14 protein-coding genes are annotated in these 16507 nt (G+C 72.9%); 6 read left to right on the top strand and 8 right to left on the bottom strand.

What is annotated here, in order from left to right; genetic code table 11:
- Positions 1 to 164: 164 nt before the first annotated feature.
- The 3 genes from ABD298_RS12100 to ABD298_RS12110 form a co-directional block, all read right to left on the bottom strand.
- On the bottom strand, positions 165 to 926 hold the full coding sequence (locus ABD298_RS12100; RefSeq protein WP_344299962.1) for an IclR family transcriptional regulator: 762 nt from the start codon (positions 924 to 926) through the stop codon (positions 165 to 167).
- Positions 927 to 1018: 92 nt separating this feature from the next.
- Positions 1019 to 1954 carry an MBL fold metallo-hydrolase gene (locus tag ABD298_RS12105; protein ID WP_344299963.1) on the bottom strand — a complete coding sequence of 312 codons (936 nt, stop codon included), beginning with the start codon at positions 1952 to 1954 and terminating at the stop codon, positions 1019 to 1021.
- A gap of 14 nt (positions 1955 to 1968) precedes the next feature.
- Entirely contained in the window at positions 1969 to 3387 is a 1419-nt protein-coding gene (locus tag ABD298_RS12110) for an aldehyde dehydrogenase family protein (RefSeq protein WP_344299964.1), read from the bottom strand.
- Positions 3388 to 3571: 184 nt separating this feature from the next.
- On the opposite strand from ABD298_RS12110, the gene ABD298_RS12115 reads away from it, so the two are divergent.
- Both ABD298_RS12115 and ABD298_RS12120 read left to right on the top strand, forming a co-directional pair.
- On the top strand, positions 3572 to 4369 hold the full coding sequence (locus ABD298_RS12115; RefSeq protein ID WP_344299965.1) for a coniferyl-alcohol dehydrogenase: 798 nt from the start codon (positions 3572 to 3574) through the stop codon (positions 4367 to 4369).
- Positions 4370 to 4439: 70 nt separating this feature from the next.
- Positions 4440 to 5261, top strand: coding sequence for a PaaX family transcriptional regulator (locus tag ABD298_RS12120; RefSeq protein ID WP_344299966.1), 822 nt, complete (start codon positions 4440 to 4442; stop codon positions 5259 to 5261).
- A 10-nt stretch (positions 5262 to 5271) separates the two neighbouring features.
- Here the strand turns inward: ABD298_RS12120 and ABD298_RS12125 are convergent, their stop codons facing one another.
- The gene (locus tag ABD298_RS12125; RefSeq protein WP_344299968.1) at positions 5272 to 6006 is read right to left on the bottom strand and encodes an alpha/beta hydrolase family protein; all 735 of its coding nucleotides are present in this window, start codon (positions 6004 to 6006) and stop codon (positions 5272 to 5274) included.
- 14 nt (positions 6007 to 6020) lie between these two features.
- Complete coding sequence (locus tag ABD298_RS12130; protein WP_344299969.1) at positions 6021 to 6503, bottom strand: cupin domain-containing protein; 483 nt, start codon at positions 6501 to 6503, stop codon at positions 6021 to 6023.
- 158 nt (positions 6504 to 6661) lie between these two features.
- Between ABD298_RS12130 and ABD298_RS12135 the strand changes: the two genes are divergently transcribed.
- Positions 6662 to 7681, top strand: coding sequence for an MBL fold metallo-hydrolase (locus tag ABD298_RS12135; RefSeq protein ID WP_344299971.1), 1020 nt, complete (start codon positions 6662 to 6664; stop codon positions 7679 to 7681).
- Positions 7678 to 9144 carry an MFS transporter gene (locus ABD298_RS12140; RefSeq protein WP_344299972.1) on the top strand — a complete coding sequence of 489 codons (1467 nt, stop codon included), beginning with the start codon at positions 7678 to 7680 and terminating at the stop codon, positions 9142 to 9144. Before ABD298_RS12135 ends, ABD298_RS12140 begins: the two co-directional genes overlap by 4 nt.
- A 101-nt stretch (positions 9145 to 9245) precedes the next feature.
- On the opposite strand, the gene ABD298_RS12145 is transcribed toward ABD298_RS12140, so the two are convergent.
- On the bottom strand, positions 9246 to 10565 hold the full coding sequence (locus ABD298_RS12145; protein ID WP_344300200.1) for an MFS transporter: 1320 nt from the start codon (positions 10563 to 10565) through the stop codon (positions 9246 to 9248).
- Positions 10566 to 10842: 277 nt separating this feature from the next.
- On the opposite strand from ABD298_RS12145, the gene ABD298_RS12150 reads away from it, so the two are divergent.
- Positions 10843 to 12549 carry a thiamine pyrophosphate-binding protein gene (locus tag ABD298_RS12150; protein WP_344299973.1) on the top strand — a complete coding sequence of 569 codons (1707 nt, stop codon included), beginning with the start codon at positions 10843 to 10845 and terminating at the stop codon, positions 12547 to 12549.
- A 73-nt stretch (positions 12550 to 12622) separates the two neighbouring features.
- Positions 12623 to 13471 carry an SDR family NAD(P)-dependent oxidoreductase gene (locus tag ABD298_RS12155; protein WP_344299974.1) on the top strand — a complete coding sequence of 283 codons (849 nt, stop codon included), beginning with the start codon at positions 12623 to 12625 and terminating at the stop codon, positions 13469 to 13471.
- 18 nt (positions 13472 to 13489) lie between these two features.
- Here the strand turns inward: ABD298_RS12155 and ABD298_RS12160 are convergent, their stop codons facing one another.
- Positions 13490 to 13984 (bottom strand): acyl-CoA thioesterase, encoded by a 495-nt coding sequence (locus ABD298_RS12160; protein ID WP_344299975.1) that lies wholly within the window; start codon positions 13982 to 13984, stop codon positions 13490 to 13492.
- Between the two features lie 104 nt (positions 13985 to 14088).
- Positions 14089 to 16497, bottom strand: coding sequence for a bifunctional salicylyl-CoA 5-hydroxylase/oxidoreductase (locus ABD298_RS12165; protein WP_344299976.1), 2409 nt, complete (start codon positions 16495 to 16497; stop codon positions 14089 to 14091).
- Positions 16498 to 16507: the final 10 nt, after the last annotated feature.

The raw sequence follows: 16507 nt of genomic DNA on the forward strand, positions 1-16507 counted from the left end.
GGGATGTCCTTTCGCTGATGCGGGTGGGAGGATTCCCTCCATTGCCGCGCCTTCTCCAGAGACCTTAAGTCCGCGGCGTGGTCCGGATCACGCGGTCTTTACCGCTGGATGGAAAGGCGGGGCCAGATGGCTCTCCCCGCGCCCCCCGGCCCTCGGCTGGGCGCTTAGCCAGTGGCGCCGAGCGTCCTCCCGATCGCCTTCGCGGCCACCTGGAGGGCCGGGAGCGTGCGCTGCACGGGCGGCGGCGTGGCCCCGATGCCAACGGCGCCGAGGGCAGCGATGACGCGTCCGCCGGCGCCGAACACGGGCACGGCGAGGCCGGACGTTCCGAGGGCGTGCTCCTCGACGGTGGTGGCATAGCCCTGCTCGCGGATCTTCACGATCTCGCGCTGGAGCTTGGACGGGTCGGTGATGCTGTGCCGCGTCTCCTGCTTCAGCTCGGCGAACGCCTGCTCGAGGACGGACACCGGCGCATAGGCGAGCAGGACCTTCCCGCCCGCGCTCGTGTGGAGGAGCAGCCGCTCCCCCACGCGCGCCACGGGCTGCCCGACGGCGGTGCCCGCGATGCGCTCCAGGAGCAGCGCGCGGGCGTCTTCGAGGACGAACAGGTTCACTACGTGACGGGTCGCGAAGAGGACGTCATGCATGTACGGGGCCGCGACCTCGCGCAGGCCCTTCTGGACGGGGGCGAGCATGCCGAGCGTCCACAGCCGGTAGCCGATCTGGTACCGGCCGTCGGTGGTCTTGGCCAGGGCCCCCCACTCCGTGAGCTCGCCGAGCAGGCGGTGGCACGTGGCCACGGGCGTGCCGGAACGACGGGCGATCTCGGAGAGCCCGAGGACCGGGTTCTCCTGGTCGAACGCCGCCAGCACGTTCAGCGCCCGTGACGTCACGGATTTCCCGGCGGCCTTCGTATGACCTGCCACTGCCCACCTCGCCGATGAGGCGCGCGGCACGGTGCCGAGCGCCCCCTTCACGATACCTGCGCCACGGCCGCACGGAGTGCCCGGCGGCGCGGTCAGCTCCGGGCCGGGATGCGCCCTGGGACGAAGCGCTGGCCCGGCTGGGCCACGGTGATCGGCCCGGAGAACTCCTCGGCCACGCCGGCCGCCCACTCCTCGTCGGTGGCCACGCCCGCCAGATGGGACAGGACCACGTGCCCGACGCCGGCCGCTCGGGCCACGCGCCCGACCCCGGCGGGGGTGGTGTGGGAGATCTGCTGGTGGTTGAGGAACTCAGGCGAGAAGTCCCGGGCCGCGAAGTAGGCGAGGTTGACCGCCTCGTGGATGAGCAGGTCCGCGCCGGCGGCGAGGGTCGCGACGTTCCCGCACTCGGTGGTGTCCCCCGAGATGACGACCGAGCCGTAGCGGGTGTCGAAGCGGAACGCGAAGGCCGGGAACACCGGCGGATGCTCGACGAGGATGGCCGTGACCGTCACGTTCTCGTCCGTGTACACCTCGAACGGCCGCATGGCCGGGGTGAAGCCAGGGCCACCCCCCGCGGCGTCCGCGGGGAGCTCGATGTCCACCGGGCGCACGATGCGCCGCAGGTCGGGGCGCCCCTCGTCGACAATGCGGATGGCGATGTCATAGTCGAACGCCGCGAGGAGGTGGGAGACCATCTCGCTCGTCTGCGGCCCGGGGCCGTAGACCGGGACGTCCCTGGTGAAGCCGTCCACCGGCCTGCCCCAGTTCCACAGCAGGTACGCGGGCAGTTCGCCCACATGGTCCGAGTGGAGGTGGGTGATGAAGGCGGCCCGAAGGTCCTGGCCGCGGAGGCCGGCGGCGTTGGCCTGGCGGGTGCAGCCGAGGCCGAAGTCGACGAGGTAGTGGGCGCCGTCGACCACGATCGCGGTCGCGATGCCGGGCGCACCGCTGCGGATCGCGGGCCCTGCCGCGGTGCCCAGGGTGATGACGTCGAGGCCGGCGGGTGCCGGGCTGTTCGCGGGGTGCATGCGGGTCCTCCGAATCAGCGAGCCGTGACAGCGGCAGGAGCCGCGGGGGTTGGGCTCGGGGCGGTGTGGCTGCGGGCGTTGACGGTGCGCAGCTCGAGGTAGGGCTCGAGCCCGAACGGGCCGCGCTCGCGTCCCACGCCGGAGGCCTTCCAGCCCCCGAACGGGGCGTCCAGCTCCACCTGCGTGTGCTGGTTGACCCAGACCGTGCCTGCCTCGATCCCGCCCGCCAGCTCGTCGGCGCGGTCCAGGTCCGGCGTCCACAGGGAGGCGCCGAGGCCGAACTCCTGGCCGTTGAGGCCCTCGAGGAGCCGGTCGAGGTCCGTGTAGGCGACCACGGGCAGGGCTGCTCCGAACTGCTCGGCGGCGACCAGGGGGGTGTCGAACGCTGCTCCGGCGACGACGGTCGGCTCGAGGAAGTACCCCGGCAGGGAGGTCCCCCGGCCGCCGCCCGAGGCGAGCTTCGCGCCGCCGTCGAGCGCGTTCCGCACCAGGCCCTGGACGAGCTCGAGCTGGGAGCGGCTGTGCATCGGGCCCATGGTGGTGCCCTCCGCGACGCCGTGGCCGAGGACGAGCTTGGCGGCCTCCGCGGCGATCGCCTCCACGAACTCGGCCTCCCGCTCGGCGGGCACGAACACGCGCTTGACCGCCATGCAGACCTGCCCGGCGTTGCGGAACGCCGAGCCGACGATCCCCGCCGCGGTGAACGCCGCGTCGGCGTCGGGCAGGACGATGGCGGGGTCATTGCCGCCGAGCTCGAGCGTGACGCGCTTGACCGTCGGGGCGGCCTGGGCCGCGATCGCGGCACCCACCTCGGTGGAACCGGTGAAGGAGATCTTCCGGACCCGGGGGTGCTCGCTGAGCGCGCGGTTCACGGCGCGCCGGCCGGTGAGCCACTGGACCACGCCGTCCGGGACGAACTCCGCGACGGCGTCCACGAGCGCGATGGTGGAGAGCGGCGTGGTGGGCGACGGCTTGGCGATCACGGTGCAGCCAGCCGCGAGCGCGGGGGCGAGCTTGACGCTCAGGAGGGAGATCGGGAAGTTCCACGGGGTGATTGCGGCGACGACGCCGACCGGCCGCCGCTGGACGGTGAGCCGCCGGCCGCCGCGCTCGGGCAGGGCCTCCTGCTCGTCCCAGTCCAGGGCCGCGTAGTAGTCGAACACGTCCGCGGCGACGAGGACCTCGCCGACTGCCTCGCGCAGCACCTTGCCCTGCTCGAGGGAGAGGGTGCGGCCGATCCCGGGCGCCTTCGCCCGCAGGGCCGCGGCGGCGCCGCGCAGGGCGGCGCGGCGGGCGTCGCGGTCGGCGGCCCAACGCGGGCCGGCGGCGACTGCCCGCCCGACGGCGCGGTCGACGTCCGCCTCGGCGTGCAGGGGGGCGGTGCCGACCGGCTCCAGGGTGGCGGGGTCGAACACCTCGTACGTCGTTGTCATGCGATGTCCCTTTCGGCGGGCCGGGCGCGGGGCGCCGGGTCTCGGATCTGGTTCCCAGCGTGGCCCGGCACGCGGGGCCGGACAATGCGGGCTCTCCATCCAGTGGAAAGAGCGCGTTGCCGGTCACATCGCGGGAGCCAACAGTGGTGGGAGAGACATCAGCCACTCTTCAGCAGGAGGACCCATGGAACCGAACCTCGCCGGCCGCACCGTCGTCGTCACCGGAGCCGCCTCGGGCATCGGGGCCGCGACCGCAGCAGCCTTCGCCCGTCTTGGGGCGCGGGTGATCGGGGTGGACCGCAACGTTCCCGACGGCGCCCGCGACTTCGTGCGCGCAGACCTCTCGAGCTCGGCGGGAGCCGCCGCCGCGGCGGAGGAGGTCCGCGCCCTGGCCCCGAGGATCGATCACCTCGCCAACATCGCCGGCGTGCCCGGTACCGCGCCGTGGCGGACCGTGCTCGGCGTGAACGTGCTCGGCCTGCGCGCCCTCACCGATGCCCTGCTGCCCTCCATCGCAGAGGGTGGGGCCGTGGTGCACCTCGCCTCGAACGTCGCGGACGGCTGGGCCGCCCGCGTCCCGCAGCTCCGCGCATTCCTCTCCCACGCGGATGACGCCGAGGCCCTCGCCTCTGTCGAGGACGACGCCGAGGTCACCGGCAACTCCTACCGCTTCTCGAAGGAGTGCGTGCGGGTCCTCGCCCAGGCGCAGGCGGCGGCCTCCCTCGGGCGCGTCCGCGTGAACTCCGTGAGCCCCGGCCCGGTCAGCACCCCGATCCTGGACGACTTCAAGCGCGACCACGGCACGGACAAGGTCGAGGGCGCCATCAGCCTCACCGGCGGCGCCGCCACGCCCGAGGCGGTGGCCGACGTCGTCGTCTTCCTCGCCTCCGACGGCGCCCGCTGGGTCAACGGCAGCGACGTCCGGGTGGACGGCGGCCTCGGCGCCCACCGCTTCACCGAGGCCGCGGCGCAGCCCGCCTGAGCGGCCGGCCCGCCGGGCGCGCGGCCGGACCTAGGATGGCAGGGACCCCGCCGCCGTCCTGAGGAAGAAGATGCCGCCGCGCCCGACCCCGCTCGTCCAGGAGCTCGTGGTCACCCTCTACGGCCTCTACGCCGACCCGCGCACCGGCGAACTGCCCGTGGCCGGGCTCGTGCGGCTGCTCGACGGGGTGGGCGTGGACGGGCAGGCGGCGCGCGCCACGGTCTCCCGCCTGAAGGGCAAGGGGATCCTGGACCAGCGCCGGGCCGGCGGGACGAGCCTCTACGCCCTCTCCCCCGACGTCCTGGACCTGTTCCGCGCCGACGACGAGCGGATCTTCGCCCCCGTGCGCTCCGTCCCGGGGGACCCGTGGTCCCTCGTCGTCTTCTCCGTGCCCGAGGCGGAGCGCAACCGCCGCTACGAGCTGCGCAGCGAGCTCGCGAGCCTGGGCTTCGGCTTCGTCGCGGCCGGGGTTGCGATCGCGCCGCGGACCGTCCTCGACCAGGCAAGGGCACGGCTCGCGGCGCGGGGCCTCGACGGCTACACCGAGTGCTTCGCCGGGGAGTACCTCACGGGCGCGGACATCCGGGCGAAGGTCGGGCAGTGGTGGGACCTGGGCGCCCTGGACGAGCAGTATGCCGCGTTCATCGGCGACTACGAGCACCTCGAGGCCCCCGCGCCGGACGGCCCGGAGGCGGATCTGGCCGCGTTCGCCGCCTACGTGCCCATGCTCACGCGCTGGCGCCGGTTCCCCTACCGCGATCCGAACATCCCGCTCGAGTACCTGCCGGAGGGCTGGAAGGCGCCCCGAGCGAAGGCGGCGTTCCTGCGCCTGCACGCGCAGCTGGCCGGCCCCGCGGGGCGGCACGCCCGCAGGGCCCTCGAGGCCGCGTGATCCCCGGCGCTCAGCGCACGACGGCGGCCCCCGCCATCCAGCCGACCGTCGCCTCCCAGTGCGGCGCCGCCGGGTCGATGGCACCCAGATGGGTCAGGCCAGGTACCTCGAGCAGGCCGACGGGGCTGCCGCCGGCGCCGGAGGCCGCGCGCACGTAGTCGAGGGAGTGCGCGAGCGGCACCCGGTCGTCGGCGTCGCCGTGCACGGCGAGGACGGGGCATCCCGGGGGCAGCCGGCGGATCGGCGAGGCCTCCGCGTAGGCGCCGGGGAGCTCCGTCGGTCCCGCTCCGAAGAACTCGGCGGCGGCGCCGTCGCCCAGGCCCTCGGCCCACGCCCGCCCAGCGTCGGTCACCGGTGCGAGGGCGACCGCACTGTCGAGCTCACCCGATGCGAGCAGCACGAGCTGGCCGCCGACGGAGTGCCCGATCCCGACCAGCGGGCCGCCCCAGCTCCAGCGCCACGCACTGGCGGCGACGGCAGCAGCGGCGGCCCGGACGTCGTCGTCGGGCGCGGGCCATGGGCCCGACGCACCGCGCCGGTACTCCACGTTCGCCACCGCCCAGCCGCGCGCCACGAGGTCCGCGGCGAGCGGGCGCATGAGCGCGAGCGTGAAGCGCTCGCGCCAGTAGCCGCCGTGGACCACGAGCGCCACCCCGCGGGGCTGGCTGCCCTCGGCCGGGTCGTGGAGCTCGACGCGCTGGTCGGGGTGGGAGCCGTAGCGCACGACGCCGTCGGGCCGGTTCATGCGGGTCCCTCGCCTCAGGCGCCCGGGACGGAGCCCGGCGGGAGGAAGTCCACGTCGCGCAGGGCCGAGAGGCGCACGACCTCCTTGGGGTCGTCGAGGTTGTGCAGCTCGTCGAAGAGCCTGCTGAGCTGGCCGGCCGGGCTGACCCAGAAGAGCGACTTACCGGGGGTCTCGCCCTTGTTGTAGTAGGCGTGCGGGAGCCCCTTGGGCATGCGGACGGTGTCCCCGGGGCCTGCCGTGGTCCACTCCCCGTCGAGGTACAGCGTGTACGTCCCCTCGAGGACATAGATGTGCTCGTCCTGGGTCGGGTGCACGTGCGGCGGAACGCCGGTCCCGGTGGGGTCGAGGGACAGCCAGGCGAAGCTGGTGGCGGACTCGACCTTGGCCAGGTACGTGTGCCCGAGGACGTTCCACGTCTTGTTGCCCATGGCCTCGCTCGCGAGCGTGATGCCCTTGGGAAGGTCTCCGAGGATGATCTCCTGGCTCGTCGGCTCCATTGCCTGTTCCTTTCTTCGGTGGAAGGTCCGGCCAGCATGGCACGCCCCCAGACCCTTATGCAATACCCATTGCGATCGCCAAAAATGGTGTATATGGTGTTCGTCACACGCTGGCCAGCGGACTGCCCACACCCCCAGACCCGAAGAAAGGCCACGCCATGACCTCTCCCCCCACGCCCGGCATGACCGTCCACGCCCTCGGCACCGGCGGCGGCCCCATCGTCTCCTCCAGCCGCGCCGGAACCTCCACCGCCGTCACCGTCGACGGCGCCACCTACGTCATCGACGCCGGGATGGGCAGCATCCGCAACTACCGCTCCCACTCGACCTGGGGCGCCCTCCGCGCCGTCCTCCTCACGCACCACCATTCCGACCACCTCTACGACCTCGGCGCCTACCTCGTGACGGGCTGGGAGGTGCCGGGCGAGTCGTTCTCCCGCCCGGTGCGTGTCCTCGGCCCCGGCACGGCCTCCGTCGGAACCGAAGGGTGCACCACCGCGTCGACCACCGAGATCGTCGAGGCCCTCCTGGGCACCGTGTTCGCCTCCGATGTCGCCGTCCGGCGCGAGGACGAGCGCCGGGGCGACCCACGCGCATGGATCCTCGCCGAGGACATCGCCGTGCCCGGCGGTGCCGGCGCCGACGAGGCCACTCGGCATCCCGAGACGGAGCCGTTCGAGGTGTACCGCGACGAGCTGGTGAGCATCACCGCGGCCCTCGTGGACCACCGGCTCTGCTACCCGGCCTTCGCCTTCCGCGTCGACTCGCGCTACGGCTCGGTCGTGGTCTCCGGCGACACCGCGCCGTCGCCGAACCTCGTCCGCCTCGCACGCGGCGCCGACCTCCTCCTGCACGAGGTCATCGACCTGGACTCCATTCTCGCGACCTTCCCCGACGGCCCTACCCGCGCCGGCATCGAGGTGCACCTGCGCGAGTCGCACACCCCCTACAGCGAGGTCGGCAAGGTCGCCGCCCGCGCGGGAGTGGGCGAGCTCGTCCTGCACCACATCGTCCCGAACACGCCCGGCGCCGCGGACCTCGCGGCCATCCTTGCCGGCGCCCGCGTCGACTTCGCGGGGCCGGTCCGGATCGCCGAGGACAACGACGTCTTCCGCATCGGCACCCAAGGCGACCCGGCCGGCGTCGTCCGCCACGAGCTCGCCGGGAGCAACGCGTGAGCGCCGCGCCGCAGGTCGCCGACCACACCCTGCGCGGGGCCATCGCGAACGGCCGCATGAACCGGCGCGCGTGGCTGGTCACGGCCCTGCTCGTGGTGTTCCAGATCATCAACTTCGCGGACAAGGCCGTCCTGGGCCTCGTGGCCGACCCGGCGATCCGCGAGCTCGGCCTCACCGCGGGCGAGTTCGGGATGATCGGCAGCTCCTTCTTCTTCCTCTTCGCGATCTCGGCCGTGGTGGTGGGGTTCGTCGCAGCCCGGGTCCCGACGAAGTGGCTCCTGCTCAGCATGGGCGTCGCGTGGGCCGTCATCCAGTTCCCGATGCTGGCCGGCGGCGGTGCCGCGGTCCTGCTCGTCACCCGCATCATGCTCGGCGCCGCCGAGGGCCCGGCCACGCCCATCACGCTCCAGCACGTGCACGGCTGGTTCGCGCCGGCCGAGCGGGGCCTGCCCAGCAGCCTCGTGGCCGCCGGCTCGACGCTCGGGCCCATCATCGCCGCGCCCGTGCTCGCCTGGATCATCGCGCATCCCGAGCTCGGATGGCGCTGGGCGTTCGGCTTCCTCGGGGTCCTCGGGCTGGTCTGGTCCCTGGCCTGGCTGCTCGTGGGCCGGGACGGGCCGTTCAGCCACACGGCCCGGCGCCGCGGCACCGCCGCCACCGCGGGGGCACCGGCAGTCGCGGCGGCGCCGGCTGTGCCAGCGGGACCGGCGGAAGCCGGCACCGCCACGTCAGGGAGCATCGCGGACCGGGCGGATGCGCTCGGGATCGTGCCGATCCGGCGGATCCTGGGCACGCGGATGTTCGCGGTCGCCGTCCTCGCCGGCGCCGGCTGCTTCTGGGCGCAGGGCTTCCTCACGACGTGGTCGCCCAAGTACCTCTCCTCGATCGTGGCGGTCTCCCCCGAGGCGATCGGGGCGCTCTCGACCCTGCCGTGGATCGTCGGCGCACTCGCGCTCCTGGCGCTCGGGTACGCGTCGCGGTTCCTCATGCGCCGCGGGGTCACGGTGCGGTGGGCGCTCGGGGCACTGTTCGGCGGGACGCTCCTGGTCTCCGGCGTGTGCTTCCTGCTCCTGCCGGGGCTGCAGGGAGCAGCCGCCATCGCCGTCGTGACCGTCGGCGCGGGCCTCGCGATGATCTACCCGCTCGCCCCCACCGCCGTGGCCTTCTGCGTCAGCTCCAAGCAGCGGGCCGCGGTCATGGCCACCCTCACCGGCCTCGCCTCGCTCGGCGGCGTGATCGCCCCCGCGATGGTGGGCGGCCTCATGGACGCGGCCGGCTACGTCCCGGCGCCGAAGGGCGTCAAGGAGTCGGCGGAGATGATCGCCCGGCTGGGGGCGGGCATGGACACCTCGTTCTGGGCCATCGGGGTGTACCTCGTCCTCGTGGGGGCGCTCAGCGTCCTCCTGCTCAACCCCGACCGGACGGGCACGCGGCTCCAGGAGCGGTTCGCGTTCAGCGGGTAGGCCCGGCTGGACGCGCAGAAGAATGTGCCCCCGTTCCGGACGCGGCCCGTGCCTCGGCGCGGGACGTCCGGAACGGGGGCACATCCAGGCGGCAGCGGCGCTCAGGATCCCGGCTCGGACGTGGACACCGGCGTCCCCTGGTACTCGCGCGAGATGAGCCGGTAGGAGCGGGTGCTGAAGGCCATCACCGCGAGCGCCGTGAGCAGGAGCCCGCTGGCCAGGAAGACGAGGGCGATCCCCCGGGCCTGGCCCTCGCCGAGCAGCCACCCCCACGTCTGGCGGCCGCCGTCGGACGCCATGTACGGGATGATCCAGAACTGCGCGATGGGCGCGATGAGGAACGAGGTGATCGGCGCTGCCGCGGCCTCGAACGCGGAGGCGAATCCGAAGACCCGGCCCTGCCGCCGGTACGGGACGACCCTCTGGATCACGGTCTGCTCGGAGGCCTCGACGGCGGGGATGAGCGTCATGTAGGCGAAGATGCCGAGCGCATAGACCCACCACCACTCGCGGATGGTGAAGAGAGCGCCGAGGAGGCCCATGGCGACGACCATGAGCAGCATGGTGCGCACGGGGTTCCTGCCCAGCCCGAACTTCGCGATGGCCGCGCCTCCGATGAGGAACCCCGTGGACGTCACGCCCAGCACGACGCCCCAGAGCTCCACCGAGAACAGCGTCAGCCCGTACGGGTCCATGAGCGCCATGTAGACGCCGCCGATGAGGTTGTTGAAGGTCGTGAACAGGATCAGGGCGAAGAGCCCGGGCACGCCGCGGATGGCGGCGAGGCTGCCGCGGATGTCCACCGAAGGCGCCTTCCCTCCCTCCGGGGCCGGCCTCTCCTCGGGGATGCGCACGAACATCAGGTGCACGAGCGTGACGAGCGTGAGGGCAACGGCGATCGCCAGCGTCCACCCCATCCCCAGCAGGCCGACCGAGAGCCCGCTGAACACGCTCGTCGTGATGAACGCCAGCCCCTGGACCGTGCCCACCATGCCGTTGGCGTTCGCATGCCGCTCCACCGGCACCAGGAGGGTCACCGTCGTCGAGAGCGCGATGTTGCGCAGCTGCTCCACGACTGAGCCGAGCAGGATGACGCCTGAGAAGATCCAGAACCACATCCCGGCGAGGTCCACGATCGCGGACTCAGGCTGGAGGAGGTAGACAGCGGCGGCCACGAGGAACGCCCCGGGCGGGACGACGCTCGAGAGCACCATGACGCGGTGCTTCCGGTGCCGGTCGACCATCGTCCCGAAGTACATCGCGAACACCGCGACCAGCAGCATGTACGCGCCGCCCACGATCCCGGTGGCGAGCACGGACCGCGTCTCGAGGTAGACCCAGAAGGTGAGGGCGAACCACAGGTAGCTGGTCGTGACGTTCGCGACCATCGTGTTGGCGAGCAGGGCGACGAAGACGCGCATGCCGTCCGACGGCGGATGCACGCCACCGGGCGCGTGCTCGGCGGCCGCGCCCGCCGGAGGAGTCCGGGCCCCCTCAGTCACCCTACGAGGCTAGCGCGCAGCGGCGGCATCCGGCAGGGCGGCGAAGCCGAATGGACAAATTGTCACATCAAGAGCCGCTTTCACCATGCAGAAGTGACAGCGTGCGCCATCGAAACACAGGAGCTTGTGCAGTGACGTCTTTCACACTTACCGTCGTGGGGAACCGATGCGCAGCCCATCATCGAGGAGGGGCCAGATGACCACCACCGCCGATTCCCAGCAGACCGCCTCCGCCGTCGCCGCGAGCGCCCCGACCGTCTCCACCGCCGTGGCGGACGTGATCGCGGAGCGCGCCCAGCACCTGTTCGGACTCATGGGCAACGGCAACGCCCACCTGATCAGCCACCTCACCTACGCCGGCTTCCCCTTCACCTCCGCCCGGCACGAGGCCGCCACCGTCACGATGGCGGACGCGTGGCACCGGGCCACCGGCACGGTCGGCGTCGCCACGACCACCTACGGGGCGGGCTTCACGAACACCTACACCGCCCTGGCTGAGGCGCGGCTGGCCCGCATCCCCCTCGTCCTCGTGGTCGGGGATGCCCCGACCACCGGGCCCCGGCCGTTCGACATCGACCAGACGATGGCCGCGGCGGCCGTCGGCGTCGCCACCCTCGTGGCGACCCCGGAGAACGCTGTCGCTGTCGCGCACCGCGCGTTCGACCTGGCCCGCCAGACGGTCCAGCCCGTGGTCCTCGCCATCCCCTACGACGTCGGGACCGCGCCCCTGGCTGCCGAGCAGTCCGGCCTCGAGCCGCTGCCCGCCAAGGCGGCCTGGTACGCCGACCCCGCCGACCTGGACCGGATCGCCGACCTTCTCCGCGCCGCGGAGCGCCCGCTCGTGCTCGCCGGCCGCGGGGTCGTCCTGGCCGACGCCGCGGCGCCCCTGCGCAAGCTCGGCGACCGGCTGGGTGCGCTGTTCATGACCTCGGTCATGGCCGTCGGCGTGGTCGACTCGCCGTGGGACCTCGGCGTGGCGGGCGGGTTCACGCGGGCCCACCGCCTCGAGCTCGCGCGGCAGGCCGACGTCGTCCTCGTGGCCGGCGCGTCGCTGAACGCCTTCCAGTCCCGTTACGGCACGCTGTTCCCCGAGGGTGCCCGGGTGATCCGGATCGACAACGAGCCCGCGGAGGACCTCGCCCACCCGCAGGTCACCGACTACCTCCGGGCCGACCTGGCCCCGGCGCTGGCCGGCCTGGCCGCGCGCATCCCCGCGGCGGACGCCGCCCGGACGTGGCGGGCGCGGGTGCCCGAGGCCGCCGACGCGGCCTTCCACTCCGCCGAGCCGGTCGAGGACCCTGCCGAATTCGGCCCCGACGGGCGGCTCAACCCGCGCGCCGTCGTCGCCGCGCTCGAGGAGATCCTCCCGACGGAGCGGTCGGTGGTCATGGACGGCGGGCACTTCATCGGCTGGGCGCCGATGTACCTCTCGGTCCCGGATCCGCGGGCCATGGTGCTGGTCGGCACCGCGTTCCAGAGCATCGGGCTCGGCTTCGGCTCCGCCGCCGGCGTCTCCGCCGCCCGCCCGGACCGCACCACCGTGCTCGTCACGGGCGACGGCGGCGGGCTCATGGGCCTGGCCGATCTCGAGACCTTCCTGCGGGCCACGCGGCGCGGCGTCGTCGTCGTGCTCAATGACTCCGCCTACGGCGCCGAGCTGCACCAGTACGCCTCCAAGGGGCTGGACCCCACAGCGATGCTCATCGACGAGGTCGACTTCGCCGCCCTCGGGCGCGCCCTCGGCGCGCGCGGGGCGAAGGCCCACACCCTCGCCGACCTCGAGGCCCTCAGGGAGTGGCTCGCCACGGGCGAGGACGGTGTGTTCGTCCTCGACGTCGCCATCTCCCAGAAGGTGATCGCCGAGTTCATGGCCGCCTCCCTCGACGCGGGCAAGAGGCTCTAGCCCGGCCACCCGGGGGGAGGCCGCGGCCTCCTCCGGGCTTCCCTCCCGGACGCCGGGAGCGTATGAGGTAAGCATGGACGCTCAGCGGGACCTGCTCCGAGGACGCGTGGCGGTGGTGACGGGATCCAGCCGCGGCTTCGGATTCGCCGCCGCCCAAATGCTGGGCCGCCACGGCGCCGCCGTGGTGCTGGCGTCGAGGTCCGAGCCCCACGTCGCGGAGGCCGTCGAGCGCCTGCGCGCGGAAGGGATCACGGCTGCCGGCCGCCGCTGCGACACCGGGGAGATGGCGGACGTCGAGGCCCTGCGCGAGGAGGCGCGCCGCCTCGGGACGCTTGACATCTGGGTCAACAACGCCGGCATCTCCGGCGTCTACGGGCCCACGGCGTCCACCCCGGTGGAGGACTTCACGCGCGTGGTGCGCACGAACATCCTGGGCACCTTCCATGGGTCGCGGGCCGCGCTGCCGGTTTTCCTCGCGCAGGGCCACGGCGACCTTGTCAACATCTACGGCCAGGGCGACCGCGGTCCCGTGGCCCTGCAGAACGCCTACGCCTCGAGCAAGCGCTGGGTCCGCCAGTTCACCGAGACGCTGAGGCTGGAGACGAAGGGCACCGGGGTGCGGGTCCACGGCATGAACCCAGGCCTGATGACGACGGACCTCTTGGGACGGGTGACGTCACAGCGCGGGTACGAGCAGCGGCTGGGCGCGCTGCAGGTCGTGGTCGGTCTGTGGGGGCAGACGCCCGAGGATGCGGCCCGCCCGCTCCTCGGCCTCGTCACGTCCGACGCCGCCGAGTACCGCGCGCTGAAAGGACCGGCGCTGGTGACCCGCGGGATCCGCAGCGTCCTGGCAGGACGCCTCCGCCGCGAGAACCGGATGCCCCTGGACATCACCGTCCTGGACGACGGCTCCGGGAGCTGAACGCAGCCGCCCGAGCGCCTATGCCGGGGCAGTGGCCTCTCCATGGGGCGCTTCGTCCCCAGCCTCCACCGCTGCCTCAGCCTCCACCGCTGCGCGGATAGCCTCGGGCCACGGGGCGGAGGCCTCGCTGTCCTTCGGCACGTGCACCGTCACGAACCGGCCCGACGCCGCGAGGCGCCGCTCGACGCGCCCGGAGGGGCCGCCGTCGTGCGCCTCGCCCCAGACCTGGAAGCGGAACGTCATCGAGGACCGGCCGATCGCCTCGAGCTCGAGGACAGTCGTGGCCTCCTGCCCGAAGTAGAGCTTGGAGAGGTAGTCGACCTCCTGGCGCACGCGCGGCGCCGCGCCGAAGTACGCCTCGAGCACGCCGAGCCGCCGGAACAGCCGCGCCTCGGCCGCCTCGACGCTGCGCAGCACGAACGAGTTGTGGTGGTGCCCCGCCGCGTCCGTGTCGACCCACTCGACGGTGCGGGTCACCGCTTCGCGCACGACGGCGCCGCTCGCCTCCGTCACGGAGTCCTCCTGGGTTGTGCGATTCACTGAGAGTTTGTGGGGTCCCGTCCCGATCCTAGGGCGGGACGGGACCCCACAACGGGCGGGACGGGACCCCACAAGGGTCAGGCGTTCGCGAGGGCCTCGTGCTTCCGGGCCGCCGCCGGGGTCCAGCGCAGGTGGGTGGGCAGCTCGTCGGCGTCGGGCTCGCGCAGGAGCGAGAGCCGCGGGCGGACGGCGTCCGTGCGAGCCGACGGGGGCTTCCGCCGGCCGGCGCGGAACTGCTGCACCCACTCCGCGCCGTCGCCGCGGTAGTCCTGCTCGGCGGCGGCGTGCAGCGTCCAGTTCGGGTCGTACAGGTGGGTGCGGCCGAGGGCGCAGAGGTCGGCGCGGCCGGCGAGGAGGATGGAGTTGACGTCGTCGTAGCTCGAGATCGCGCCGACGGCGATGACGGCTGCGCCGGTCCCCTCGAGGGCCTGGCGGATCCGGTCCGCGAACGGCGTCTGGTACGAGCGGCCGAACGCGGGCTTCTCCTCCTTGGCGATCTGGCCCGAGGAGACGTCCACGGCTGCGGCGCCGTGGGCCACGAAGGCCTGGGCGATCTCGACCGCGTCCTCCACCGTGTTGCCGTCCGGCAGCCAGTCCACCGCGGAGATGCGGACCGTGACGGGGCGCTCGGCCGGGAAGGCCGCGCGGACGGCGTCGAACACCTCGAGCGGGAACCGCAGGCGGTTCTCGAGGCTGCCGCCGTGCTCGTCGGCGCGGCGGTTCGAGACCGGGGAGAGGAACGAGGAGAGCAGGTAGCCGTGCGCGGCGTGGACCTCGAGCAGGTCGAAGCCGGCCTCCCCGGCGCGGCGGGCGGCGGCGACGAACTCGTCCCGGATCGCGTCCATGCCGGCCCGGTCCAGCTCGGCCGGGACCTGGTTCTCCGGGCCGTAGGCCAGGGCGGACGGCGCGACCGTCTGCCAGTTGCCCGACTCCAGGGGCTGGTCGATGCCCTCCCACATGAGCTTCGTGGAGCCCTTGCGGCCCGAGTGGCCGATCTGCGCGCCGATCTTCGCGGTCGAGGCGGTGTGGACGAAGTCCACGATCCGACCCCAGGCGTCCTTCTGCCCGTCCGTGTAGAGGCCGGCGCAGCCCGGGGTGATGCGGCCCTCAGGGGACACGCACACCATCTCCGTCATGACGAGACCGGCCCCGCCGAGGGCCTTGGAGCCCAGGTGCGCGAGGTGGAAGTCGCCCGGGACGCCGTCCACGGCGGAATACATGTCCATGGGGGAGACGACGACGCGGTTCTTCAGCTCGAGGCCGCCGATCCGGAAGGGCTGGAACATCGCGGGGCGGGACGCGCCGTCGCCGTGGCCGGCGGCGGCCTGGGACGCGGCGAACCAGGCGTCGACCTGCGCGGCGAACTCCGGGTCGCGCAGCCGCAGGTTCTCCTGCGTGATGCGGCGCGAACGGGTCAGGAGGTTGAAGCAGAACTGCGTGGGCTCCTGGGACGTGTACATGCCGATGTTCTCGAACCACTCGAGCGACGCCTGGGCGGCGCGCTGAGTGGACTCGACGACGGGGCGCCGCTCGGTCTCGTACGCCTCGAGGGAGGCCTCGAGGGTGGGGTGCTCGTGCAGGCAGGCCGCGAGCGCGAGAGCGTCCTCCATGGCGAGCTTGGTGCCGGAGCCGATGGAGAAATGCGCAGTGTGGGCGGCATCGCCGAGGAGCACCACGTTCCCGTGGCGCCACGAGGCGTTGCGCACGGTCGTGAAGTTGATCCACTTCGAGTTGTTCGCGAGGACCTCGTGGCCGTCGAGCTCCTCGGCGAAGATCTGGCGGACCTTGGCGATGGCCTTCTCGTCGGAGACGCCGGGCGGGAAGGCGGTGCCCTCGGTCTCGTCGAACCCGGCGGCGCGCCACACGTCCTCGTGCATCTCGACGATGAAGGTCGAGCCCTCGTCGGAGTACGGGTACCCGTGGATCTGCATGGTGCCCCACTGGGTGTCCTTGACGAAGAACTGGAACGCCTCGAACACGAGGTCCGTGCCCAGCCACATGTACTTGTTGGGGCGCACGTCCAGGCTCGGCCCGAACGAGTCGGCGAACTTCGCGCGCACGGCCGAGTTCACGCCATCGGCCGCGAGGACCAGGTCGTAGTCGCGGGAGAGCTCCTCGACGTCGGGGGCGACGGTGGAGAAGCGGACGTCGACGCCGAGCTCCGCGGTGCGACGCTGGAGGAGCTGCAGGAGCTCCTTGCGGCTCATGGCCGCGAAGCCCTGTCCGCCCACCGTGTGGCGGACGCCGTTGAGCGTGATGTCGATGTCCGTCCAGCGGGCGAACCGCTCCGACATGTACTCCGCGACGACCGTGTCCGCGTTGCCGATCCCGCCGAGGGTCTCGTCGGAGAACACGACCCCGAAGCCGAAGGTGTCCTCGGCCCGGTTCCGCTCCCACACCGTGACCTGGTGGGACGGGTCGAGCTGCTTCATGAGGGCGGAGAAGTACAGGCCGCCTGGGCCGCCGCCGATGACTGCGATCTTCATGGGGAGTCTT

It is taken from the genome of Sinomonas flava, assembly GCF_039531875.1.
Classification (GTDB): Bacteria; Actinomycetota; Actinomycetes; order Actinomycetales; family Micrococcaceae; genus Sinomonas; species Sinomonas flava.

Excerpts from the sequence above, each read along its gene's own strand:
- ABD298_RS12130 (WP_344299969.1), bottom strand. The coding sequence starts at position 6,503 with ATGGAGCCGACGAGCCAGGAGATCATCCTCGGAGACCTTCCCAAGGGC.
- ABD298_RS12125 (WP_344299968.1), bottom strand. The coding sequence starts at position 6,006 with ATGAACCGGCCCGACGGCGTCGTGCGCTACGGCTCCCACCCCGACCAG.
- ABD298_RS12115 (WP_344299965.1), top strand. The coding sequence starts at position 3,572 with ATGGAACCGAACCTCGCCGGCCGCACCGTCGTCGTCACCGGAGCCGCC.
- ABD298_RS12165 (WP_344299976.1), bottom strand. The coding sequence starts at position 16,497 with ATGAAGATCGCAGTCATCGGCGGCGGCCCAGGCGGCCTGTACTTCTCC.
- ABD298_RS12110 (WP_344299964.1), bottom strand. The coding sequence starts at position 3,387 with ATGACAACGACGTACGAGGTGTTCGACCCCGCCACCCTGGAGCCGGTC.
- ABD298_RS12145 (WP_344300200.1), bottom strand. The coding sequence starts at position 10,565 with ATGCGCGTCTTCGTCGCCCTGCTCGCCAACACGATGGTCGCGAACGTC.
- ABD298_RS12150 (WP_344299973.1), top strand. The coding sequence starts at position 10,843 with ATGACCACCACCGCCGATTCCCAGCAGACCGCCTCCGCCGTCGCCGCG.
- ABD298_RS12105 (WP_344299963.1), bottom strand. The coding sequence starts at position 1,954 with ATGCACCCCGCGAACAGCCCGGCACCCGCCGGCCTCGACGTCATCACC.
- ABD298_RS12120 (WP_344299966.1), top strand. The coding sequence starts at position 4,440 with ATGCCGCCGCGCCCGACCCCGCTCGTCCAGGAGCTCGTGGTCACCCTC.
- ABD298_RS12155 (WP_344299974.1), top strand. The coding sequence starts at position 12,623 with ATGGACGCTCAGCGGGACCTGCTCCGAGGACGCGTGGCGGTGGTGACG.
- ABD298_RS12135 (WP_344299971.1), top strand. The coding sequence starts at position 6,662 with ATGACCTCTCCCCCCACGCCCGGCATGACCGTCCACGCCCTCGGCACC.